The following is a 23,979-nucleotide window of genomic DNA, read 5'->3' as shown; positions in this document are numbered from 1 at the left end:
TCCTTTCACTACGCAGCATCCACCGCGGATGCTTTTACATTGAAACGCCGGAATTCAGACGTTGAGATAAACTGTTCATAAATATCCGGGTATTGCAGTTTTAGCCGTAACAAACCATCCTTATCAATCCCCGTTTTCCTAACAGGATTATAGGTAATGGTATAGTTGACTTCACCATACCGGCAGACAGCGGCGCAGCTTGTTCCCATTTCAGAAACCAATATCCCTTTCAGGCGTTGCAGTTCTTTGTCAATTTGCTTGGAATTCACCTCCATATTTTTCTTTTCTTCTTGAAGCTGCAAATAACGTATCAACTTTGCACTCATACTGGAATTCAGCTCTACCACAGGTGCATCAGGATCAGCTGCGCCAAAATGTCTGCGGGCACTCTCCATAATCAGATTCCCCGGCTCCCAATAGGGCGGAGGCAATTTTGCCAGCACATGATTGTCCCAAAATTCCTGCTCCAGAAAAATCATTTCTTCCTCGTAGGCATAATCCCGTCTAATTTCCCGGATGATGACTTCTTCCTCGTTGTTTCCGTAAAGGCAGCAAAAAAATACCCGGTCTATATCCGTGACCGCCATATAATGACGACCCTGACTTTCATAATATACGGGTACAGTTTCCGCACCATCCAGCCACCAGCTATCCCTGGCGTTGTAGTTCGTGGTTTTGATCTCCAAAATGGCAGTTGTTCCATCTGGTAACTTCACAAAATAATCCACATCAGCCAGCATGAATGGGTATAACGGATGATAAAACATCTTTTTGATCTGATAGATTTTGTAGCCGGTTTTCTTTGCAAAGATTTTTGCCACCAACGGCTCCAATAAGTTTCCCATTTCCATGGCAACCCAGTTACCTTCATCTTCTTCAACAGATGCAATATCCAATTTGTCGAAGTAAAGGTCCCTGGCCGTTCGGAAAGGGGAAATTCCAAAGATGGAGGCCACATCACTGCCGCCGATTCCTCGGCGCCTGTATGCCAGCCATTCATTTCTGGACAGATTTGCTGTTTCCACCAGCACAAGAGGAGCATGTCTTGCTCTTTGTGTGACGCTGCCTGCCGTCATAATCAAATCCCCCTATGAGCGTGTCGGGGAATGACGGTCATTCTAGGCACCACGCGGGGATTCATGTTCCGGCAGGCTACCCTCTGGCAGCTTTTCGTCCTGCCGCCTGCCGCCTGCTTTTGGATGGTGTAGCTGGACTTCTTTTTCTGATTCATCTTCATTTTCAATACCTACCTTTCTGCATTATAGATTTATCCTCAAAGCCGTCACCGGCATTTGGGCAACAAAAAAAGCGAGAATGACTAAGGGCAAAAAATTGCCTAGCGTCCACAGAATCTGAATTCCATGAACCAAAGTCATTCTCGCTTCAAAATAGGGAAAACCCTGAAAATAAAAAAGCCAGCGATCTACCGGCCAATTTGGCGCAGTAATACCACTGACAGAATACAAACTTAACACCGTGTGCAATGCGGATCAGGACCGCGTACAGATAAAACTCTGTATTCCCATATCGGACGCACAAAAATCAATTACGCTGTAATAATAACACAATATATAGGTCAAGTCAAGGGTGCAATACTATATATAGTTTTTTAATTTTTTATAGAACTTTGCAGAAGAATTTTTCAATCTTCCTCTTTTTTAGGTGTATGGGTCAATTCCGGACAAGACCGGATGGCTCCATACGCCTTTTTGCACCTTGATAAAATCATAACCTTTCCGGAGGGAGTTATACAGGAATGGCGGATAGTATGCGATGACAAGAGCATGCCCACCGTAGAAGTACCGCATAGCGGAGCCTGCAAATACGCGGCGGAACACCGGCGCAGGAAATGGCCCTTTGGAAAATTTACTGACTGATTACTTCTAACTGGTTTTTATCGGCTTCATTGTTTTTGTTGAAAAACCTGATTTACAAATCGTAAAGGATATATGTAATTGCACAAGGAGGGCGATTATGGAAAAAAGAAAACCCAATGATCTTTCCCCGGAGCAGTGTCTGGCCGTTGATACCGACACTCTCTGCAAGATGCTCTGCTGTGGACGACATACCGCTATCCAAATCGGTGATTTGGCCCACGCACGCATCACCATGAATTCCCGTGTTCTTTGGAGTGTACAGCGCGTCAAAGAGTATCTGTACGAGATTTCATGCTAACACAAGACCCTGCCTGCGGTCTTGCAACTGTAGGCAAAATATTTCACCAGTTAGGAGGTAATTATTATGGCAAAAGCAAGAAAAGATAATAAGGGGCGCAACCTTCGCCCCGGGGAAACCCAACGTGCCGATGGATCGTATATGTACGTCTACAAGCTCGGTACCAAGAAAAAGTACATTTACGATGCAGATCTGGCGGAACTGCGTAAAAAAGAAGGTGGAATTAACAAAGATAAGGATGATGGCATCCGCACGCAGGAAGCTGCCAAGATTACTTTGAACGATATGTTCAAGGTCTACATGGGAACCAAAATTATATTGAAGGCATCAACTCGGGCAAACTACCTATATCTCTGGGATTGCTATATAAAAAAAGAACCCCTGGCAAATAAGTCTATCAATACCATCCATAAAAGCGAGGTTCTTTCCCTTTATACCAAATTATTGAAAAAAGGATTTGCAACAAACTCACTGGAAAGCATCAATAACCTGATTCATCCAACTCTGGAGATGGCAGTAGATGATGACTATATCCGCAAAAATCCGAGCAAAGGCGTCTACAGCTCTCTAAAAAAAGATGGCACTGCACCGGAGCCGGAGCCCAGAATCGCCTTGACAAGAATCCAGCAACGGAATTTCCTGCGATTTGCGGCAAAACATCCTACCTACTGCCATTGGCTGCCAGTCCTGACCACGCTGGTCGGTACAGGGATGCGTGTGGCAGAGTGCACCGGTTTAACCTGGAACGATGTGGACTTTGAGAATAACTCCATCTTTGTCAACCATAACCTGATTTACCGAGTCATTGACGACAAGGCCGGCTTTCATATTACTACACCGAAAACGGCTAAAGGTACACGAATAATTCCAATTTTGTTTCCAGAGGTCATGGAGCAACTTCGGTTGCTGCGCGAAGTCTGGGATACGTTGTATCCTGGTCCCGAGCTGGTGCTAGACGGGTATTACGGTTTTGTGTTTCGCAATCGCTTCGGTTCCTTTATGAGCGCTCACAACATCAATCGAGCCATCATCCGTATTTATACGGAGTACAATATGACAGAGATGGATCAAGCGGAACTGGAAGACCGTGAGCCAGAACTGATCCCGCATTTCAGCGTACACAATCTACGCCACACATTCTGCACTCGGCTTTGCGAAATGACCAACGACATCAAGTTTATTCAGCAGGTTATGGGGCACGCTGACTTCTCCACCACAATGGATATTTATAGTCATATCACGCAAGAGGCCATGCAGAACAAAGTGAAACAGATCAGTGGGCAGTTTAAGCTACTGTAAAGGTGTATGTAATGAGCGCGAAAAAGGGCTGACCGCAACATATCATTGCCGGGTCAGCCCTTCGTATTGCGTCGTCCCGTTTCGTAGGGCTCTCTGCAAAAGTTGTAAAAAAGTTGTAATTGTAGTATTGGAAACCTATATTTAGTGTCGTCAAGCGTCGTAGTTGCTACATCTTGTGGTTTTTAGGACACTTACTTCTCTATGGTCTTCATTGTCGGGAACAGCAGCACATCCCTGATGGCATAAGAATCCGTAAGCAGCATAACAAACCTGTCAATCCCGATTCCAATCCCGCCGGTCGGCGGCATACCGATCATGAGTGCATTTACAAAATCATCATCCATGGTATTCGCCTCATCGTCTCCTGCCGCAAGAAGTGCTTCCTGAGCCTTAAAGCGTTCAATCTGATCCAGGGGATCATTTAACTCCGAATACGCATTTGCCATCTCCCTCTTTGTGATGAACAGCTCAAAACGCTCCGTGTAATCCGGGTCGTCAGGCTTTTTCTTGGTAAGAGGAGAGATCTCCACCGGATGATCCATAATAAAGGTAGGCTGAACCAGATGCTCCTCAACAAATTCCTCAAAAAGCAGGCTTAAAATATCGCCCTTTTTATGGCGGGCTTCATATTCCACGTGGTACTGGTCTGCCAGAGCCTTTGCCTCTTCATCCGTACGTACGGCGGTAAAATCAATGTCTTTGTATTTCTTCAAAGCGTCTACCATGGTAATACGCTCAAATGGCTTTGACAAATCAATTTCCACACCGTCATAGCTCACCACAGCCGTTCCAAGGACCTTAAGGGCAACGGAACGGAATAAGTTCTCCACAAGGTCCATCATACCGTGGTAATCGGTATATGCCTGGTATAATTCCATCAGGGTAAACTCCGGATTATGGCGGGTATCTACGCCTTCATTACGGAAAACCCGTCCGATTTCGTAGACTCTTTCCAAGCCGCCTACAATCAGCCTCTTTAAATAAAGTTCAAGAGAAATGCGCAGCTTTACATCCTCATCAAGGGCATTATAGTGAGTTTCAAATGGTCTTGCTGCTGCGCCGCCAGCGTTGGCAACCAGCATTGGCGTTTCTACCTCCATGAAACCCTGGGCATCCAGATGGTCACGGATGGCCTTGATGACCTGGGAACGCTTTACAAAGGTATCCCTTACCTCAGGATTCATGATCAGATCCACATATCTCTGTCTATAACGGATATCCGTATTGGTCAGGCCGTGGAATTTCTCCGGCAGAATCTGAAGGCTCTTGGTCAGTAAGTGAACGCTCTCAGCGTGGATGGAAATTTCACCCGTTTTTGTTGTAAAAGCAATTCCCTTAATTCCTACGATATCACCGATATCCAGCTTCTTAAATTCTTTGTATTCCTCTTCGCCGATACTGTCTCTGGCCACATAGGACTGAATATTCCCCTTTAAATCCTGTACATTACAAAAGGAAGCTTTCCCCATTACCCGCTTTGACATAAGGCGTCCTGCAATGGATACTTCTTTTCCTTCCCATTTTTCATATTGTTCCTTAATCTCACTGCTGTGTACGGTTACATCGTACTTTGTTACTTGAAACGGATCCTTTCCCGCCTCCTGGAGCTCTGCCAGCTTTTCCCGGCGGACCTTCAGCAAATGGTTTAAGTCCTCTTCCATAACCTGATTCTGGTTTTGATTCTGCTGTTCTGCCACCTGTTTCCACTCCTTTGTGAACTATGTTAAGGAAGTCCGATATGCCAGACGGCCCATCAAACGGCGAAAATACCAAGTACCGCCTGGGCTTCCCTTGGATCAGTAAAAGAATATACCTAAGACACTCTCTGGATTTCCAGCACCTTATACTGGATCACTCCGGACTGTGTCTCTACGTCTACGACATCTCCCACCTTCCTTCCGATCAGTGCATGACCTACCGGGGATTCGTTGGAAATTTTATTCTGAAGGCTGTTTGCCTCCGTGGAACCGACGATTTTGAATTCCATCTCTTCGTCCTCATCAACATCGTAGACCTTTACCTTGCAGCCAATGTTTATCTTATCTAAATCAATCTCATCCTCAACCACTACTTCTGCATTTTTAAGAAGCTTCTCCAGCTCTTCGATACGCAGCTCTATGTCTCTCTGCTCATCCTTTGCAGCATCATACTCAGCGTTTTCAGATAGATCACCTTGTTCTCTGGCTTCTTTAATCTTCTGGGCGACCTCTTTTCTTTTTACAACCTTTAAATTCTGAAGCTCATCCTCGTATTTTTTAAGGCCTTCGTAGGTTAAAATATTTTTCTTGTCTACCATGGTTTTGATTCCTCCTGGTTTCATACTCGCTCATTCGCATTCCAGATATTATAGCGTAAACATCTGAAAATGTCAAGATTGTTAACGATTCCTGATTTTAATTCTCCGACCGGATTTTTCCGATCCTTTCTTCCGCAAAATTCCTTAATTCGTCCATGGTTCCCACCTGGTTTATATCGTTTCTTAGCTTTGCGGAATGAGGCAGTCCAGCCGTATACCATGCCATATGCCCGCGCATCTCACGCATGGCCACAGCCTCTCCTTTGTGCTCTGTTTCAAGGGCCCCGTGACGGATGATCATCTTACTGATCTCCTCTCTGTCCGGCCCGGAAAGCAGCTCTCCTGTTTCCAGATAATGGAGGGTCCTTTTAAAGATCCAGGGATTTCCCTTGGCTCCCCTGGCAATCATCACCCCGTCACAGCCGGTTTCTTCCATAAGAGCCTTTGCATCCTCCGGCTTAAATACATCACCGTTTCCAATAACAGGAATGGCTACCGCTTCCTTTACCTTCCTTATAATAGTCCAGTCCGCAGTTCCAGAATAATACTGCTCCCTGGTCCTTCCGTGAACCGCCACTGCAGCCACCCCGCAGCTTTCCGCCATTTTGGCAAATTCCACTGCATTGCAGTCCTCTTCTGTAAAGCCCTTTCTGAATTTTACGGTCACAGGCTTTTTTACCGCCTTTACCATGGAAGTCAAAATGCGCTCCGCAAGCCCTATATCCTTCATCAGCGCTGAACCTTCCCCGTTATTGACGATCTTGGGCATGGGACAGCCCATATTCACGTCAATGAATGCATAGGGTCCTTCTTCCACCTGGGCCGCGATATCCGCCATGATCTCCGGGTCAGAACCAAACAGCTGGAGGCTTACAGGACCTTCTCCCGGGGCCACCTTCAGCAGCTCATTCGTATTTCTATTTTTATATAAAATCGCCTTGGCGCTGACCATCTCCGTGACTGCCATACCGCAGCCCTGCTCTCTGCATAGAAAACGAAATGGCAGGTCAGTAACTCCTGCCATGGGTGCCAGTATCAGGTTGTTGTCCAACGTTACATTTCCAATTCTAAGCTTCACGTATCTCTTTCTCCGTCCTCCAATTCTTCTCCTAAATAAAACACCCGGTAGTACATTTCCAAAGCTTCCAAAAGTTCCCTTTTTTCTTTCCGGTACTGTTTGATCTTCAGTACGCTTCCGATCTCATCAAACAGGTAATCTCCCTCTTCAGCCGTTACTTTAAATTCCAGGGTACCATCCTGGTCATATTCCAGCACAAGGATTCCCCCTACGTCTTCGGTATAAAGCACACACATAATCTGAAGCTCCTGCCTGACGCTTTCTGGAAGGCTTGAAAACTGCTGGTTGAAATAATATTTCTGCTCATAGGAATTGGCGCCGCAAAGCACCACATTGTCTCCATCATGCTCCATCGTTTCTGCCACCGCTCTTTCCTTATTATCGACCATGCTCTTTGGGCAGAGCCCCCCCCCGCTTTACCGGGTGCAAAAAGATACCCTCAGGCTGTTTCGTGATTGCTTCCCTGTTTGGCAGAGCCCACCCCGCTTTTTCGGCAGGAGACCGCTCTGTTCATGAAGCCATACCCTTGGATATTTGTAATTTTACTGACTCTATATTTTAGCATATACAATAAGAAATGACAATAGGTCAAAAATCAGTGGTACATCTTTTTATCAGCCGGCAGGGAATCCGATTATTCCTGGTAACCTCCGCTTTCTCTCCCAGCAGGGCCTTCATCATGTTATCAACCGTAATGTTGCACAACTCCTCTACCCTGTTGTCAATGGAAGAAAGCTCAGGATCGCTGCAGATGGACAGGGCTGAATTGTTAAATCCGGTAATACACAAATCTTCCGGTATCTTTAAAAGCTTTGCATTGGCATATTTAATTGCTCCTACGGCAAGACCGTCATCGGTTGCCAACACACTGTCAAACCTTAAGTCACGTCGTTCCAGAAGGATATCCCTTACCGTATGGATCCGGTTTTTTACATATAGCTTTAAATCACCCAGCACAGGAAGTCCATTGGCTTTTAAAGCGGCCTCATAACCCGCCAGCTTCTGAGTTGCGCTGTAGGAGCGGGAGTCACAGAGAAATAAAATCCTCCGCCGTCCTGTCTCAATCATCTGGCTGGTTACATGATAGGTGGCCTGATAATCATCTCCATAGGCACAGGATACGTTTTCGCAGTCCAAATATCCATTAATTAAAAAAACCGGAACCTGTTTTGCCGCATCCCGGACATACTTTGTATTTTTATCCGCCTCTCCTGTTCCGGCATAAGTGGAACCCACCATTATTAATGCATCGATCCGCTTCTCAAGAAGAAGGCTGACATATTTTTCCTTTACGGACTGTTCAAATCCGCTGCAGCACAAGATACAGTCATAACCATGCTCGTGCATACGGCTCTCTAAATGAGCTACCGCTGTAGCCATATAGGCATCAGATACATCCGGACATAAAATGCCGATGATTTTCATGGAATCAAGCCCTAAACCCCTGGCAAATACATTGGGGGTGTAACCGTTCTCATCCATAACCGTTCTTACCTTTTGTTTTGTTCTCTCACTCACACGGGGGCTGTCGTTCACCACCCGAGACACGGTAGCGATGGAAACTCCTGCAAGCTCTGCAATATCATAAATGTTCATCCTGGTAGTCCCTTTAGCATGATCAATTTTCCATAGGTCAAGTGAGCGTAAGCGCTTACACTTTTCTCGATTTATTATACAGGATAACCTTCGCTAAAGCAACTGTTTTCTGTTGATTTCACTCATGGAAAAACCATATCCTTTTCTTATAAATAAAAAGAAATCCCTCTTTTTTTCTTTCTCTATTGACGTCCTTACAAAATTAGTGTATGTTTAATGTAAGTACTTACATTAAACGTATCACTTGGATTTGATACTAAGAAAGGAAAGGGAGCTTATGCAGGATTTTATCAAAATTCATTCCGGAGATAATGTTGCAGTTGCATTAAAGCCGCTTACTTCCGGCACTGCCGCAGAGATCGCTGGTAATACTATTACACTCCTGGAAGATATCCCACAGGGCCATAAATTTGCCCTCACCGATATACTTACCGGCTCATCCGTCATCAAATACGGCTGCGCCATAGGCATGGCTAAGGAAAACATTAAAACAGGGGCCTGGATTCACACCCATAATTTAAAGACAGGCTTGGGGGATATGCTGACCTATACCTATGAAAAGCAGGAAACGGCAATCGCTCCCACGGACGAACGCTTCTTTCAGGGTTACCGGAGACCGGACGGAAAAGTGGGCGTACGCAATGAAATCTGGATCATTCCAACGGTTGGATGTGTCAATAACATTGCCACAGCGCTGGAGCGTATGGCCAAAAAACTCGCAGGAGGCAATATTGACGAAGTTTCCGCTTTCCCCCATCCCTACGGCTGTTCCCAGATGGGTGACGACCAGGAGTACACTAGGACCATACTGGCTGATTTAATCAACCATCCTAACGCGGGCGGTGTTCTGGTTCTGGGACTAGGCTGTGAAAACAGCAACATTGCCGAGCTGAAACCATACATTGGCACCTACGATGAGCGCAGGGTGAAATTCCTGGCAGCTCAGGAGTCTGAAGATGAAATGGCAGATGCCATGGAGCTTATAGAACAGCTTGCTGAATATGCTGGTACGTTCCACAGAGAAACCATAAGTTGCAGTGAACTTATAATTGGTATGAAATGCGGGGGATCCGATGGTTTATCCGGAATCACAGCCAATCCCACGGTCGGGGCATTTTCCGATATGCTGGTATCCAAAGGCGGGACCACCATTCTCACAGAGGTTCCGGAAATGTTCGGAGCAGAAACCCTACTTATGAACCGATGCCTGAATGAGGAAACCTTTGAAAAAACGGTTGATCTGATCAATGACTTTAAGAATTATTTTACCAGCCATAACCAGACGATCTATGAAAATCCTTCCCCTGGCAACAAAAAGGGGGGTATTTCCACTCTGGAAGACAAATCCTTAGGCTGTGTACAGAAATCCGGCAGCGCTCCTGTCATGGATGTATTGAAATACGGGGAACTGGTGCGTACCAAGGGCTTAAATCTTTTAAGCGCTCCTGGCAACGACTTAGTAGCTTCCACGGCACTGGCCGCTTCCGGCGCTCATATCGTTCTGTTTACTACAGGACGGGGAACCCCATTTGCCTGTCCGGTGCCCACCATGAAGATTTCCACCAATACTGCCTTAAGCACAAAAAAGAATCATTGGATCGATTTTAACTGCGGCGTACTGGTTGAAGATACGGATATGGATACTCTTAAAAATGAGTTCTTTGATTTTGTAATTGAGGTAGCTTCCGGCAAAAAAGTAAAATCCGAAGAGGCAGGCTTCCATGATATGGCTATCTTTAAGCAAGGTGTAACCTTATAGTATCCGGTGTTATGGAATCGGTTTATGATTTCCAAAGCATCATATATCTATGCATGCAATAAGAAAAAAGGAGATAAATTTTATGGAAAAGTTATGTTATGCAACACTGGAAAAACTTGGGTTTGACGGATACCTGCTTCAGGATGCTCCGGAGCGGGTCATGCAGTTCGGGGAAGGAAACTTCTTAAGGGCATTTGTGGATTATTTTATTGATGTTCTCAATGAAAAAACCGGTTTCAACTCCAAAGTTGTTTTATGCCAGCCCATTGCACCAGGACTTGCAGATATGATCAATGAACAGGAAGGACTTTATACCCTTTTCCTCCGGGGATTTGAAAACGGGAAGAAAGTGAATGACAAGCGTGTGATTTCCTGTGTAAGCAGATGCTTAAATCCTTATACGGATTATGAAGCAGTATTGGCCTGTGCGGAAAATCCTGACCTGCGTTATATTGCCTGCAATACCACGGAAGCAGGCATTACCTATGATCCTTCCTGCCAGTTTGCGGATGTACCGGCCGGCAGCTACCCAGGGAAACTGACACAGTTCCTATACAGAAGGTTTGAAACCTTTGGCAAGGAAGCCGGCAAAGGCTTTGTCATTCTCTCCTGTGAACTGATCGACAACAACGGAAAAGAACTGGAGAAATGTGTTTTAAATTATGCCCGGCAATGGGACCTGGGCGGGGAATTCATTGACTGGATCAAAGAGGAGAACCTCTTCTGCTCCACTCTGGTAGACCGCATCGTCACCGGATATCCTAGAAATGAAGCTGCTGCCATCTGCGAAGAATTAGGCTATCAGGATAACATCATTGATACGGGAGAAATCTTTGGCTTCTGGGTCATCGAAGGACCGGAAAGCTTAAAGAAGGAGCTTTTATTTGAAGAAGCAGGACTTCCTGTTATCATCTGCAGCGACCATAAACCATATAAGCAGAGAAAGGTCCGCATTTTAAACGGCGCCCATACCTCCTTTGTATTAGGTGCTTATCTTTCCGGGCAGGACATTGTCCGTAACTGTATGGATGATGAAGTGATCTGCAGCTTTATGAATAAGACCATTTACGATGAGATCATCCCAACCCTGACCCTGCCAAAAGAGGAATTAATGAGTTTTGCAGCCTCTGTTGCAGAGCGTTTTAAGAACCCATTTATTGATCATGCCCTGTTGTCCATTTCCTTAAATTCTACCTCCAAATGGAAAGCCCGGGTTATGCCTTCCCTTAAGGCATATGTGGAAAAGACCGGCGCTCTGCCAAAATGCATAACAGCTTCCTTTGCATTCTACCTCGCATTCTATCATGGAAGGAACCTTACAGAGGATGGCCTTGTTGCTGCACGTCCCGCCGGTGATGAATACACGGTCAAAGATGATAAGCCGGTTCTTCAGTTCTTCTATGACCACAAGGATGATGACACAGCTTCCTTTGTACATGCGGTTTGCACCAATGATGACTTCTGGGATGAGGATTTAAGTAAAATTCCAGGATTTGAAGAGGCCGTTGCCGGCTATTTAAGGGCCATAAAAGAAAAAGGCACATATGAAGTGATGAAGGAATGTTCCCATTGATCAATATGGCCGTTACTTTATACAGGGAAGCACCTTTGATTCATGGAATATAACGTTAAAGATAAAAAGAAACCGGAAATCCTGAATAAGGATCCGGTTTCTTTTTTGTATCTCTTCTTAGCAGCCATAATTCTCAAGAAATTTCCTCGACCACTCTGCAATATCCGGCCTGCTGTCCTCAAAGGTCATCTTCCCCGCTTAAAAAAAGGGCGAGATGCAGCCGGGGATTTACTGAAAATCCCGTTTGCTCCCGCCTGTTTTCTGATATTAAAATCCCAATGCCTCATCCACAAAAATGATTTCGCAGTTCATGCCCATAGGAGCCCTGTCAATGACAGTTGTAATGCGGCAGATCCGGCCGGGACTATTGCAGTCATAGCACTTGTCTCCATTTATGGCACAAGGCGTCTTTGCATTGATTCTCCTGGCGTTTTGCGGGGCTGCCACATTCCTGCACCGGAAGACGGCTTCATCCAGGTTCGGGGTAATTTTATTCCTGCCCACTACATAGTAACAGGTCTGGGGCCCGAAAGAGGTCATGGCAACACGGTTTCCCGTCCCATCAATATTTACGATCTGTCCCGCTTCCGTTACTGCATTGGCACTGGTTATATAGATGTTTGCACAACCGGCCATACGCCTTACATCTCTGGAAGGTACTTTATTGTGCCATACCACGGCATTGTTCTGCTGCAGCGCTTCATATAGTCCCATCTCCAGAAGGGTCACACTTCCGCCAAATCCAATGGTCTGATTATGTAGGATTTCCACAAGATAATCCCGGGCTTCTTCTTTTGTCCGGAAAAGCTGTGTGGAAAATCCGTGCTTTTCAAAATTTTTCCTGATTGATGTATATTCCATAATATTACCTTACAAGCATCTTTGAGATCTGAAACTGGTCTTCCGGAATATCCTTTGTCATACTAAGGGCTTCCTGAATATCGAAATCTACGAACTCTCCATGCTTATAGCCGATTACACGGTTGCTCTTTCCCTCACAAAGAAGTTCCACTGCCTTTGCGCCCATAATAGAAGCATAGACACGGTCCTTACAGGTAGGTGCGCCGCCCCTCTGCATGTGGCCCAGTATGGTGGCTCTGGTCTCAATGCCTGTTGCCGCTTCAATCCGCTTAGCCATGGAGGAAGAGTGGCCGATCCCCTCTGCATTGATGATGATGTGGTGCTTTTTGCCCCTCTTTCTGTTCTCAATAATACGGTTAATGAGGGCCTGCTCATCCCCGTCATAGCGCTCCGGCAAGAGGATGTCTTCTGCACCGTTGGCAAAACCGCACCAAAGAGCAATATACCCTGCATTACGTCCCATTACCTCAATGATGCTGCAGCGTTCATGGGAAGTGGATGTATCCCGTACCTTGTCAATGGCCTCCATGGCTGTGTTGACAGCTGTATCAAAGCCAATGGTATAATCGGTACAGGCAATATCTAAATCAATGGTTCCGGGAAGTCCGATGGTATTGATCCCAAGGGCAGAAAGCTTTCCTGCTCCCCGGAAGGAACCGTCTCCTCCAATCACCACTATGCCGTCAATATTATGCTTTCTGCAGATCTCGGCGCCTTTCTTCTGCCCATCGGCAGTGGTAAACTCCTGGCATCTGGCTGTATATAAAACGGTTCCGCCGCGATGGATGATATCGGATACACTGGTGCTGTTCATATCAACGATTTCTTCCTGCAGAAGGCCTGCGTATCCCCTCATGATCCCCTTTACTTCCAATCCCTTATGGATTGCAGTCCTGACAATAGCACGGATCGCAGCATTCATACCTGGTGCATCGCCGCCGCTGGTTAATACGCCGATAGTTTTCACTTGTTTTGCCATAGTAGCTTCCTCCTGTTTCACGGATATCTATTTAGTAGGTTTCTCATTGCATACACGTTGTATTCTAATTCATTTTACCAATCTTTTCAAGTTTTTTTTCTACAAGTCTGACATTTTTTTCACCAAGTTTTTTTATCAGGAAATTGATGAGTCCGTCTGCCGCATTGACGTTCCTGTTGGACGGCAGAACCTTTCTGGCACGCTCTTTTTCCAGATAAATAATGACAGAATCATCGCCTTCCGATTCCTTTAAATCATCTAAGATCTCCTTTTCCACTGCCATATAGGATTCCTTATCAGGAAACTTCAGCCACAGTTCCTTGGGCAGGGCTGAAAATGGGATCACACGCTCACAGATCAGCTTTCCTACCGGATCCTCTCCCACCGATACTCTTCCCTGAATGAATACCTTGGAATCTTCCGCAAAAAGTTCTCTTTTGCTTTCATAATCCTTTGGAAATACGATCACCTCCACAGCTCCGGCCAGGTCCTCCAGGGTGATGAATGCCATCATTTTGTTGTTTCTGGTAGTCTTTACGGTCTTTCCGGTAATCATGCCTCCCACTGTCACGTAGGAACCATCCGGAACACCGGCCTTTCCTGTTTCCTCGTCCACTACAAACTCAATCGTAGTTGCGGTGATATGGTTCCTCCAGGTGGTTTCATAGGCTTCCATTGGATGGCCGCTTAAATAAATGCCAAGAGTCTCTTTTTCAAATGCCAGAAGGTCTTCCTTTAAGAATTCCCCCACATCAGGGAAGGTGACCTGAAAATGAGTCTTTTCTTCTTCTCCTGCAATATCAAACAGAGTCATCTGGCCTTCCATGGTGTTCTTCCGTTCCTTGCTTCTCTGCTCCAAAAGCTCCGGTGCGGTCAGAAGCTTTTGCTTCCTTGTACCTGGGAGAGTATCCAAAGCTCCGGATTTTATGAAATTTTCCAGAGTTCTTTTATTGACCTCTTTATTGCTCATACGGTCAATAAAGTCTTCCATATCGTGAAACAGACCATTTTGTTCCCGTTCTGCCACGATAAGCTCCACCACAGATTTTCCAACGCTCTTAATGGCTGACAGGCCATAGCGGATGGATCTTCCTGAAACGGAAAATCCGCTTTCCCCTTCATTGATATCCGGTGGAAGGATCGGTATCCCCATCTGTCTGCAGCTTAATATATATTCCGATACCTTTGAAACATTATCCATAACCGAAGTAAGAAGAGCTGCCATAAATTCCTCAGGGTAATAATACTTTAGGAAGGCAGTCTGATAAGATACCACTGCATAAGCTGCCGCATGAGACTTGTTAAAGGCATATTTGGCAAAATCGATCATTTCATCATAAATCTGGTTAGCGATTTTTTCATCAATTCCATTGGAGATGCATCCTGTTACCTCTTCCTCCGGATTGCCATAGACAAAATTCTGCCGCTCCTTTTCCATGACATAGGTCTTCTTCTTGGACATCGCTCTGCGCACCAGGTCACTGCGTCCCATGGTATAGCCGGCCAAATCCCTTACGATCTGCATGACCTGCTCCTGGTATACGATACAGCCATAGGTGGGATTTAAGATCGGTTCCAGCTGTTTGCATTCATAAGTAATGGAACTCCGGTCGTTTTTTCCTTTTAAATACTTGGGAATAAAATCCATGGGGCCCGGACGGTAAAGAGAGATTCCGGCAATGATATCTTCCAGGCTCTCCGGCTTCAGCTCCTTCATAAAGCTCTTCATACCGGAGCTTTCCAACTGGAACACCCCGTCATCCCTTCCGGTGCCAATGGAATCCAAGACTGCCTTATCATTATAATCGATCCGGTCCATATCCAGACTTAAATTCCTGTTTTTTTCTATAGCTTTCACCGCATTCTGGATAACCGTCAGAGTCCGGAGCCCCAGGAAATCCATTTTTAAAAGTCCCAGTTCTTCCAGTGTCGTCATGGGAAACTGCGTGGTAATGGTTCCGTCCGCTGCCCTGGAAAGGGGAACATATTCATCAACAGAGGTCCTGCTGATCACGACACCGGCCGCATGCATGGATGTATGCCTGGGCAGTCCCTCCAGACGCATGGACATATCAATAAGGTACTTTACCTCAGGGTCCCCCTCGTACGCATTTCTTAAGTCAGGGCTTTGCCTTAAGGCCTTTTCAAGGGTCATTCCAAGGTCTCCAGGAATCATCTTTGCTATGGAATCGCACCGGGCATAGGACATGTCCAGTACCCTTCCCACGTCTCTCACCACACCTTTGGCTGCCAGGGTACCAAAGGTCACGATCTGAACCACCTGATCCTTGCCGTATTTCTGAACTACATAGTCAATGACTTCCTGGCGCCGTTCAAAGCAGAAATCAACATCAATATCCGGCATGGAAATCCGCTCCGGATTCAAGAACCGCTCGAACAGCAGATTGTAGCGGATCGGATCAATGTTGGTAATCCCCAGGCAGTAGGATACAATGCTTCCGGCCGCAGAGCCCCGGCCAGGCCCCACGATGATGTCCTGTGATCTGGCATAATGGATGAAATCCCAGACAATCAGGAAATAGTCCACATATCCCATGGAGTGAATGACGTCCAGCTCATAGTCAAGTCTCTCCTTTAATGTTCCGTCATCCAGGGGATAATGACGGTGAAAGCCATCCAGGCAAAGCTTGTTTAAATACGACCAGGAATCATAGCCTTCCGGAACATCATACTTGGGCAGCTTGGTCACGCCAAACTCAATTTCCACATTGCAGCGCTCTGCAATCCTGTGGGTGTTGTCAATGGCTTCTCCTGCATAGGAGAAAAGCGTCCGCATCTCATCCTCTGATTTGCAGTAATACTGACCGCCCTCATAACGCATACGGTTCTCATCAGCCACCTTTTTTCCGGTCTGGATGCATAACAGGATGTCATGGGGCGTGGCATCCTCCGCATAGGTATAGTGGATATCATTGGTGGCTACCAGCTGGATTCCGGTTTCATGGCTCATCCGCAGAAGGCCCTGGTTTACCGTGTTTTGGGCCGGGATTCCGTGATCCTGAAGCTCCAGGAAGAAATTTTCCTTCCCGAATATCTCCTGATAGCGAAGGGCTGCTTCCATGCCTTTTTCATACAGGCCGCGGCTCACCAGTCTCTGTACCTCTCCCGCCAGGCAGGCGCTTAATGCAATAATCCCTTCGCTGTATTCCCTTAAAACCTCATAATCCACTCTCGGTTTATAATAAAATCCATCCACAAAGCCCTTTGAAACAATCTTCATCAGGTTCTGATAGCCCTGGTTGTTCTCCGCCAATAAAACCAGATGATAATACCGGTCTTCGCCGCCGGCAGTTTCCCGGTCAAACCTGGATCCGGATGTCACATATACCTCACATCCGATGATGGGCTTTATTCCCACCTCCCTGGCCGCCCTGTAAAAATCAATGACGCCGTACATCACCCCATGGTCTGTTATGGCCATGCTGTCCATTCCAAGCTCCTTTGCTCTGGCCACAAGCTCTTTTATCTTGCAGGAGCCATCTAACAGGCTGTATTCCGTATGGACGTGTAAATGTGTAAATGCCATCTGTTTTTCCCTTCTTTTTTACCTGTGTATGCCGTAAATCCGCAGAGCAGCCTGCGAATCTACCGTTCATCGCTTTCGGGAACCGTATTCCATAAAAGCAATGAGCCAAGTGCCGCAATGCGGCAATCGGCGAATGCAGTACGTTAATAGACGCTTTCTTCTATTGTATCACAAATGAATAAGACGGAAAACCATTTGTCCTTCATTTCATGAGAACATATAAGAAGCGGAGCCTCCCTTGTCAGAGCCTCCGCCTCGAAAACACAGTATTTTTCACATATCATTCATGATTACTTAAGTATTTTTCGATTTCGGAAATCGCCTGTTCCTCATCGGTTCCATCCGCAGTGATCGTAATCTGTTCTCCGCCGCAAGTCCCAAAGTCATCATGCCCATAATACTCTTTGCATTGACTCTCTTGGAATCAATTTCAACATAAATGTTGCTCTCATACTGGCTGGCAACCTGAACCAGCATAGCAACTGGTCTTGCCTCTAATCCTGATGCAAGTTCAACGGTGACTGTTTTTCTTACCATAATTATCCTCCTCATTCCTATGAACGGATCTATTCCATCCCGCCGCTCGCGCCTGTCCCGCGCAGCCGCCCTGCCAGGTCGCAAAGCTTTCTAAGTCGGTGGTTTACTCCTGATTTGCCTACAGGAGGGTCCAGAGCTTCTCCAAGCTCTTTTAATGTTGCTTCCGGCCTATCCAATCGTTCCCTGGCAATTTCACTTAGATTGTCCGGTAGATTATCAAGTCCGATTGTATCTCTGATATAAGTTATATCTTCTATCTGCTTTACCGCAGCTGATACCGTTTTATTAATATTGGCAGTCTCACAGTTGACCTGTCGGTTCACACTGTTTCGCATGTCTTTTAATATCCTGATATTCTCAAGCTCCATCAATGCCACCGGCGCTTCCATAACATTCAGGATATCTACGATCTGGCTTCCTTCTTTTATATATACCACAAAATAGCGCTTTCTCTTCACAATTTTTGCTTCAAGGTCAAAGGTTGCAATTATAGACTTCAACTGTTCCGCTTTTGCCTCAGTGGCACATACAATTTCAAAATGGTAGAACTTCTCAGGATCACTTAAAGACCCGGATGAGAGAAATGCCCCCCGGATGAATGCTCTTCTGCAGCAGGACTGCTGGATGACCACATTCCGGACAAGATTTAAGTTTTCCCCGATTTCCCCGTTTTCATCAAGAAGCTTTGTGGCGTGTAAAACCCGGATCGCTTCTTCATGCTCCCGGATGGTCACCGTATAGGTACGGTTTTTATTTAAATAAGCATTTCTTCTAATGGACACATCAGTACTTATATTAAATGTTTTTTTCAATAATGTAAAGTACTTTCTTGCAACTGCCACATTTTCCGTATTTATTTTGATCGTATAACGGTCGTCTTCCGATATGATTATTTTTCCGCAGAGACTAATGATTGCGGCCATCTCTGCGATCTGGCAATGCCTTGCCGGACTGATTTGTCTGGAAAGCTCTTCTTTTAATTTGGAAGAAAATGACATGTCTAGACCATCCTTTTCCGTATATTATCCTTGTCGATGTCCCGGTGCTCCATCTTAATCCCAAATTCTTCCCTGGACTTAAATCTGTCGTAAACAGACCTGGCAATGGTGACCGACCGGTGTTTCCCTCCTGTACAGCCAATTGCAATCACCAGCTGATTTTTTCCTTCCAAAACATAATTGGGAATCAAAAACTCCAGCAGGTCGTATAGCTTGTCTAAAAACAGGGCAGCGGTCCCATGCTGCATCACATAGTCCCGCACTTCTTTTTCTTCTCCGGTTTTGGGCCGCAGCTCCTCTGAATAGTAGGGATTTGGCAGGAACCTTACATCAAATACCAGATCTGCATCCGATGGGATTCCATACTTGAACCCAAAAGAAAGAATGGTGATAAACAAATTCCGGTAAGATTCCTGGTTCACAAATATTTTTTCCAATTCCTGCCTGAGTTCCTTTGTAAGAAGTCGGCTGGTATCAATGATATAATCCGCTACTTCCTTTAAAAACGCAAGTTTTGCCCGTTCTTTTTCGATCCCGCTGTCAATCCTGCCTCCTGCCGCCAGGGGATGGGCTCTTCTGGTTTCCTTATAGCGCTTGATCAAAGTTTCATCCCCCGCATCCAGGAAGAGTATTTCAAAGGGTACCCGGTTTCTTGACCACTCATCAAAAATCCGGTTTAATACCGATAAATCCTCTCCGCTTCGGATATCGATCCCCAAAGCCGCGTTCCGGATTCCTGCCTGATTGCTTAAAGTCAGCTCCGCAAATGTTTCAATCAGGGGAATGGGTAAATTATCCACGCAATAAAATCCCATGTCCTCCAGCATCTTAAGTGCCTGGGTCTTTCCTGCACCTGACATGCCTGTTACAATGACTAGCCTCACATTATTCTCCTTTGCACCGCTAAAACTTCCCCAGCGTCTTTACCTCCATCTCAAGAGCCACTCCGGAATTCTTAAATACCCTTTTTTTCACCTCTTCACACAGGTCTCTGATATCAGCAGCAGTGGCGTGATCCTTGTTTATGACAAATCCGCAGTGCTTCTCCGATACCTGGGCACCTCCAAGAGAAAATCCTCTTAAGCCTGCCTCCTCTATGAGCTTGCCGGCAAAATACCCCTCCGGCCTCTTAAAAGTACTTCCAGCACTTGGATATTCCAAAGGCTGCTTTTCTCTTCTTCTGCCTGCCAGTTCATCCATCCGGTTTTTAATGGAAACCTCATCCCCATCTCTTAAACGGATCCTTGCTTCCAGCACAACATACTGCTTCGGTATAATGCAACTGGTCCGGTATCCCAAGGAAAGCTGGTCAGCGGGCAGATCCCGCACTTCTCCACCGGCTGTCATAACTCTGACAGACTTAAGAACTTCCTTCATCTCCGAACCATAGGCTCCGGCGTTCATCACCACGGCCCCCCCAAGGGTGCCCGGGATTCCGGCTGCAAACTCAAAGCCGGTCAATGAAGCCTTATAAGCTTCCTGTGCAATCCGTTTCAGGGACGCTCCGGCTCCGGCCGTTACAATCCCTGTTTCCTTATTCACCTGACAACTGCAGAAGCTATCCATGGAAATGACCACTCCGTCAAAGCCTTCATCCCCAACCAGAAGATTGCTTCCATTGCCCAGTATGAAAAAAGGTACCTCTTCCTCACGGCAGAGTGCCATAACCCCGCTTAGCTCTGTCTCATCTGCCGGAATCACAAAGCAGGCGGCAGGGCCGCCCACCCGGAACGAGGTATGCTTTCGCATCTCTTCCCCAATTTTTATATGGTCCTTATCGGCTGCACCAAGAAGTTTTTCATAAAATCCAGTCATCAGACACCTCAATCATCCTGTTTTCTTGAAAGGTTTGCCTGGACGCGGTTGTATAATTCCTGAGCCGCGTTGTACCCCATCTTCTTTTGTCTGTAATTGACGGCAGCAGATTCAACGATAATGGCCAGATTACGCCCGGGACGTACCGGAATGGAGTGACATACCACCCGGTTTCCCAGAAATTCCGTATACTGGTCTTCAATTCCCATTCTGTCGTATTCCTTATCCCTATCCCAGTCCTCCAGCTTGATCACCATATCAATGGACTGGGTGTCCTTTACGCTCTCCACACCGAAGAGAGTCTTGACATCAATGATGCCGATGCCTCTTAATTCAATAAAATGCCTGGTAATCTCCGGGGCACTTCCAATCAGCGTCTCATCGCTAACCTTGCGGATCTCCACTACGTCATCGGTCACAAGACGGTGACCTCTTTTTATAAGTTCCAGCGCCGCCTCGCTTTTCCCGATCCCGCTCTCTCCCATGATCAGCACACCTTCACCGAACACATCCACCAAAACCCCGTGAATGCTGATGCATGGCGCCAGCTTCACCTTAAGCCAGCGGATGACCTCTGCCATGAGATCTGATGTGGTCTTATCTGACACAAGGCATGGGACACCGTAATGATTGCAAAACGCCAGCATATCTTCATCAGGAGCCTGGCTCCGGCTGTATACCAGGCATGGGATCTGGCTGGATAAAAGCTTGTCGTACATCTCAAGCTTTCTCTCATGATTCATCTGATTGATGTATTCCTGCTCCACATAACCGATGATCTGCACCCGTTCGTTGTCAAAATGATCAAAAAATCCTGCCAGCTGCAAAGCCGGACGGTTGACATCCGGATGGCTGAGCACAATTTTTTCCGCATCAATCTCCGGAGTCATGTTCCGGAAATTCATCTTCTTAATCAAATCTGTTATGGCTACTCCATGCATGGCGAACGCTCCTTTTATCCATCTGTTTTTTTCATACTAACACAGATTTCGTATTTTGAAAAGCTATATGTGGAAGAACTCGTAAACGCTCTTCGCCGCCAGAGCATTCATACCAGGGGTTTGGGAAAGCTCTTCCAGAGTGGCTTCCTTTATGGCCTCCAGCCCCTTAAACCGGCGCATCAGAGCTTTTCTCCTGTTAGGGCCAATGCCAGGAATGTCATCAAGAATGGATTTCACCTGTCCCTTGCTTCTTAAGCTTCTATGGTATTCAATGGCAAACCGATGGGCCTCATCCTGGATCCTGGTGACCAGCTTAAAACCTTCGGAATGCCTGTCAATGGGAATTTCCACGTTGTTATAATAAAGACCTCTGGTCCGGTGGTTGTCATCCTTAACCATACCGCAGACAGGAATGGAAATGTCCAGCTCCTTTAATACCTCCAGAGCAATGTTTACCTGCCCCCGGCCGCCATCCATCATGATCAGATCTGGAAATCGGGTGAAGCTTCCAAGCTCCTCATCCACGCCCTTTTCCTTAAGGCTTTCCGCTTCCTTAAGGCCATGGGAAAACCTTCTTGTAAGCACCTCGTTCATAGAGGCGTAGTCATTGGCCCCCTTGACCCATTTGATCTTGAATTTTCTGTAATCATTCCGCTTGGGTTTCCCGTCTTCGTAGACGATCATGGAGCCAACAGACTCAAAGCCGCTTATATTGGAAATATCAAAGGCCTCAATCCTCTTGATGCCCTTAAGTCCAAGCCAGTCTCCCACCTCATTCATCGCACCCACGGTGCGAAGCTCTTCCCGTTTTATCTTTTCCTTATCCTGGGAAAGCACCAAAACCGCATTTTTTTCCGCCAGCTCCACCAGGCGCTCCTTCTGGCCTTTCCGCGGTACCACGATCTTCACCTTCTGCCCCCGTTTTCCAGAGAGCCATTCCCCTATGACGCCTTCATCCTCAAGACCGGTCTGTATCCACAGTTCCTTGGGAATAAAAGGAGTTCCTGCATAAAACTGTTTTACAAAGCTGGTGAGGATCTGGCTGTTATCTTCTGCGGTTGCTATGCTTACATGGAAATGCTCCCGGCCGATGAGCCTGCCTTCCCGGACAAAAAATACAGAAACAACGGCATCCTTTTCATCCTTTGCCATTGCAATGATATCCCGGTCTTCCATGCCGCTGTCCGTGATCTTCTGCTTCTGGGCAATCTGCCTTACGCTGTTTAATAAATCCCGGCACTCAATGGCTTTCTCATAGTCCATCTCTTCCGATGCCGCCTGCATCTTTTCTTCCAGCATCTTTATGACAGGACCGTATTTCCCGCCTAAAAAATCCAGGGCCCTGTGAATGGATTTCCAGTATTCTTCCTTGCTGATATAATTCTGACAGGGGGCGGAGCACTGCTTGATATGGTAATTCAAGCAGGGCCGTTCCTTTCCGATGTCTCTTGGCAAGTTCCGGTTGCAGGTCCTGATCTGGTAAAGCTTATGGATCATTTCTATGGTATCCTTCACTGCTCCTGCGCTGGTATACGGCCCGAAATACTTACTTTTATCCTTTTTCATGTCCCTGGAAAACAAGATCCTGGGATAGTCTTCATACACCGTTACCTTGATATAGGGATAGGTCTTATCGTCCTTTAGCATGGTATTGTAACGGGGACGGTGTTCCTTGATGAGATTGCACTCCAGCACAAGGGCTTCCAGCTCAGAGTCTGTTATAATGTATTCAAACCTGGCGATCCTGGACACCATTTGCTCGATTTTTGCGGTCTTATTTCTGCTGCTTTGAAAGTACTGCCTGACCCTGTTTTTTAAACTGATGGCTTTTCCTACATAGATAATTTCGTCCCTCTTGTCGTGCATAAGATACACTCCAGGCTGGGACGGTAATTTTTTTAATTCTTCTTCTATATTAAATGACCTGTGGTCCACTGAAACAAATCACCTCAATCTTGCTCCCTCGTATTTATTCTGCAGCTCTAAGTACCTCTTCACTGCATAATATTTCTCCTCCGGTTCAGAATCCGGTCTTCCGATTTCCATGATCTCGCAGATAGCCAGCAGCTCTTCTGCGGAAAAACGGTCTTTCCGATCTTCAAGAACCTCCAGCTTCTCATGATACGTCCCGGCATCAAGAAATGCAAGAAGATTTTTATTTTCCCGAGGGTTAGGAGCCGAAGACGGGTTCCCTTGACTCTGGCCACTGTTCCCCATATTTTCTTCGTTCTTTTTTTCTGTTGTTACCGTACATGGCCCTTTTTCAGGCTGTACCAAACCCATGTCCACCTTTTCAAACCTGTATTTCTGCTTTACCTGAGGATACTTCTCCTTGTCCACCTCACTGAGAAATAAGGCCAGCGGGCGGACATAGATCCCAAAGGATCCGTAGAGAGCCTGATAAACCACCATCTCTTCCTCAGTTTCCGTATGAACTGCAACAGCGATCACCTGGTACATCTTATCTTTAAAATGCCGGTAGAAATCTCCTGGTCTGGGCTTTCTGTCCATGGCTTCCCTCACTT

The 23,979-nt window shown here is 46.3% G+C and carries 19 protein-coding genes and 2 pseudogenes; 4 read left to right on the top strand and 17 right to left on the bottom strand.

Annotated elements, in window-relative coordinates; translation table 11 throughout:
* Window positions 1-8 precede the first annotated feature (8 nt).
* Both CLOSA_RS05655 and CLOSA_RS22585 read right to left on the bottom strand, forming a co-directional pair.
* Window positions 9-1,076 (bottom strand): YqaJ viral recombinase family nuclease, encoded by a 1,068-nt coding sequence (locus CLOSA_RS05655; protein ID WP_013271812.1) that lies wholly within the window; start codon window positions 1,074-1,076, stop codon window positions 9-11.
* A gap of 2 nt (window positions 1,077-1,078) precedes the next feature.
* The gene (locus CLOSA_RS22585) at window positions 1,079-1,237 is read right to left on the bottom strand and encodes a hypothetical protein (RefSeq protein ID WP_157668994.1); all 159 of its coding nucleotides are present in this window, start codon (window positions 1,235-1,237) and stop codon (window positions 1,079-1,081) included.
* A 737-nt stretch (window positions 1,238-1,974) separates the two neighbouring features.
* Between CLOSA_RS22585 and CLOSA_RS05650 the strand changes: the two genes are divergently transcribed.
* Window positions 1,975-2,175 carry a hypothetical protein gene (locus CLOSA_RS05650; RefSeq protein ID WP_013271811.1) on the top strand — a complete coding sequence of 67 codons (201 nt, stop codon included), beginning with the start codon at window positions 1,975-1,977 and terminating at the stop codon, window positions 2,173-2,175.
* Between the two features lie 66 nt (window positions 2,176-2,241).
* A complete protein-coding gene (locus CLOSA_RS05645; RefSeq protein ID WP_013271810.1) occupies window positions 2,242-3,474 on the top strand; it encodes a site-specific integrase in 1,233 nt (410 codons plus the stop codon).
* Between the two features lie 200 nt (window positions 3,475-3,674).
* On the opposite strand, the pseudogene lysS reads toward CLOSA_RS05645, so the two are convergent.
* The 5 genes and pseudogenes from lysS to CLOSA_RS05620 all read right to left on the bottom strand — a co-directional run.
* Window positions 3,675-5,171 (bottom strand): annotated as a pseudogene (gene lysS / locus CLOSA_RS05640) (lysine--tRNA ligase); the annotation flags it as partial.
* A 116-nt stretch (window positions 5,172-5,287) separates the two neighbouring features.
* Complete coding sequence (greA, locus tag CLOSA_RS05635; protein ID WP_013271808.1) at window positions 5,288-5,770, bottom strand: transcription elongation factor GreA; 483 nt, start codon at window positions 5,768-5,770, stop codon at window positions 5,288-5,290.
* Window positions 5,771-5,867: 97 nt separating this feature from the next.
* The gene (gene dusB, locus CLOSA_RS05630; protein WP_013271807.1) at window positions 5,868-6,848 is read right to left on the bottom strand and encodes a tRNA dihydrouridine synthase DusB; all 981 of its coding nucleotides are present in this window, start codon (window positions 6,846-6,848) and stop codon (window positions 5,868-5,870) included.
* A complete protein-coding gene (locus CLOSA_RS05625; protein ID WP_013271806.1) occupies window positions 6,845-7,201 on the bottom strand; it encodes a DUF6145 family protein in 357 nt (118 codons plus the stop codon). The genes dusB and CLOSA_RS05625 overlap by 4 nt, the downstream gene beginning before the upstream one ends.
* Window positions 7,202-7,436: 235 nt before the next feature.
* Window positions 7,437-8,444: a LacI family DNA-binding transcriptional regulator gene (locus CLOSA_RS05620; protein WP_013271805.1), complete on the bottom strand. Its 1,008-nt coding sequence runs from the start codon at window positions 8,442-8,444 to the stop codon at window positions 7,437-7,439.
* 277 nt (window positions 8,445-8,721) lie between these two features.
* Between CLOSA_RS05620 and CLOSA_RS05615 the strand changes: the two genes are divergently transcribed.
* Both CLOSA_RS05615 and CLOSA_RS05610 read left to right on the top strand, forming a co-directional pair.
* The gene (locus CLOSA_RS05615) at window positions 8,722-10,203 is read left to right on the top strand and encodes a UxaA family hydrolase (protein ID WP_013271804.1); all 1,482 of its coding nucleotides are present in this window, start codon (window positions 8,722-8,724) and stop codon (window positions 10,201-10,203) included.
* A gap of 82 nt (window positions 10,204-10,285) precedes the next feature.
* Entirely contained in the window at window positions 10,286-11,776 is a 1,491-nt protein-coding gene (locus tag CLOSA_RS05610; protein ID WP_013271803.1) for a tagaturonate reductase, read from the top strand.
* A gap of 267 nt (window positions 11,777-12,043) precedes the next feature.
* Here CLOSA_RS05610 and CLOSA_RS05605 read toward each other — a convergent pair whose 3' ends face one another.
* The 10 genes and pseudogenes from CLOSA_RS05605 to CLOSA_RS05560 all read right to left on the bottom strand — a co-directional run bounded on the left by CLOSA_RS05605 (window position 12,044) and on the right by CLOSA_RS05560 (window position 23,965).
* The gene (locus CLOSA_RS05605) at window positions 12,044-12,637 is read right to left on the bottom strand and encodes a lactate utilization protein (RefSeq protein WP_013271802.1); all 594 of its coding nucleotides are present in this window, start codon (window positions 12,635-12,637) and stop codon (window positions 12,044-12,046) included.
* A gap of 4 nt (window positions 12,638-12,641) precedes the next feature.
* Window positions 12,642-13,616 (bottom strand): 6-phosphofructokinase, encoded by a 975-nt coding sequence (pfkA, locus tag CLOSA_RS05600; RefSeq protein WP_013271801.1) that lies wholly within the window; start codon window positions 13,614-13,616, stop codon window positions 12,642-12,644.
* A 64-nt stretch (window positions 13,617-13,680) separates the two neighbouring features.
* Window positions 13,681-17,163 carry a DNA polymerase III subunit alpha gene (locus CLOSA_RS05595; RefSeq protein ID WP_013271800.1) on the bottom strand — a complete coding sequence of 1,161 codons (3,483 nt, stop codon included), beginning with the start codon at window positions 17,161-17,163 and terminating at the stop codon, window positions 13,681-13,683.
* Between the two features lie 280 nt (window positions 17,164-17,443).
* Window positions 17,444-17,700, bottom strand: a pseudogene (locus CLOSA_RS05590) (HPr family phosphocarrier protein).
* A 29-nt stretch (window positions 17,701-17,729) separates the two neighbouring features.
* A complete protein-coding gene (gene whiA / locus CLOSA_RS05585; RefSeq protein ID WP_013271798.1) occupies window positions 17,730-18,698 on the bottom strand; it encodes a DNA-binding protein WhiA in 969 nt (322 codons plus the stop codon).
* 2 nt (window positions 18,699-18,700) lie between these two features.
* Window positions 18,701-19,582: an RNase adapter RapZ gene (gene rapZ / locus CLOSA_RS05580; protein ID WP_013271797.1), complete on the bottom strand. Its 882-nt coding sequence runs from the start codon at window positions 19,580-19,582 to the stop codon at window positions 18,701-18,703.
* A 19-nt stretch (window positions 19,583-19,601) separates the two neighbouring features.
* Window positions 19,602-20,513, bottom strand: coding sequence for a UDP-N-acetylmuramate dehydrogenase (murB, locus tag CLOSA_RS05575; protein WP_013271796.1), 912 nt, complete (start codon window positions 20,511-20,513; stop codon window positions 19,602-19,604).
* 8 nt (window positions 20,514-20,521) lie between these two features.
* Window positions 20,522-21,454 carry an HPr(Ser) kinase/phosphatase gene (gene hprK / locus CLOSA_RS05570; protein WP_013271795.1) on the bottom strand — a complete coding sequence of 311 codons (933 nt, stop codon included), beginning with the start codon at window positions 21,452-21,454 and terminating at the stop codon, window positions 20,522-20,524.
* A 63-nt stretch (window positions 21,455-21,517) separates the two neighbouring features.
* The gene (uvrC, locus tag CLOSA_RS05565) at window positions 21,518-23,389 is read right to left on the bottom strand and encodes an excinuclease ABC subunit UvrC (protein WP_013271794.1); all 1,872 of its coding nucleotides are present in this window, start codon (window positions 23,387-23,389) and stop codon (window positions 21,518-21,520) included.
* 9 nt (window positions 23,390-23,398) lie between these two features.
* Window positions 23,399-23,965 (bottom strand): DUF1653 domain-containing protein, encoded by a 567-nt coding sequence (locus tag CLOSA_RS05560; protein ID WP_013271793.1) that lies wholly within the window; start codon window positions 23,963-23,965, stop codon window positions 23,399-23,401.
* Window positions 23,966-23,979: the final 14 nt, after the last annotated feature.

Origin of the sequence: [Clostridium] saccharolyticum WM1 (assembly GCF_000144625.1) — a bacterium.
Taxonomy (GTDB): Bacteria; Bacillota; Clostridia; order Lachnospirales; family Lachnospiraceae; genus Lacrimispora; species Lacrimispora saccharolytica.
This window is presented reverse-complemented; position numbering and strand designations above follow the sequence as displayed.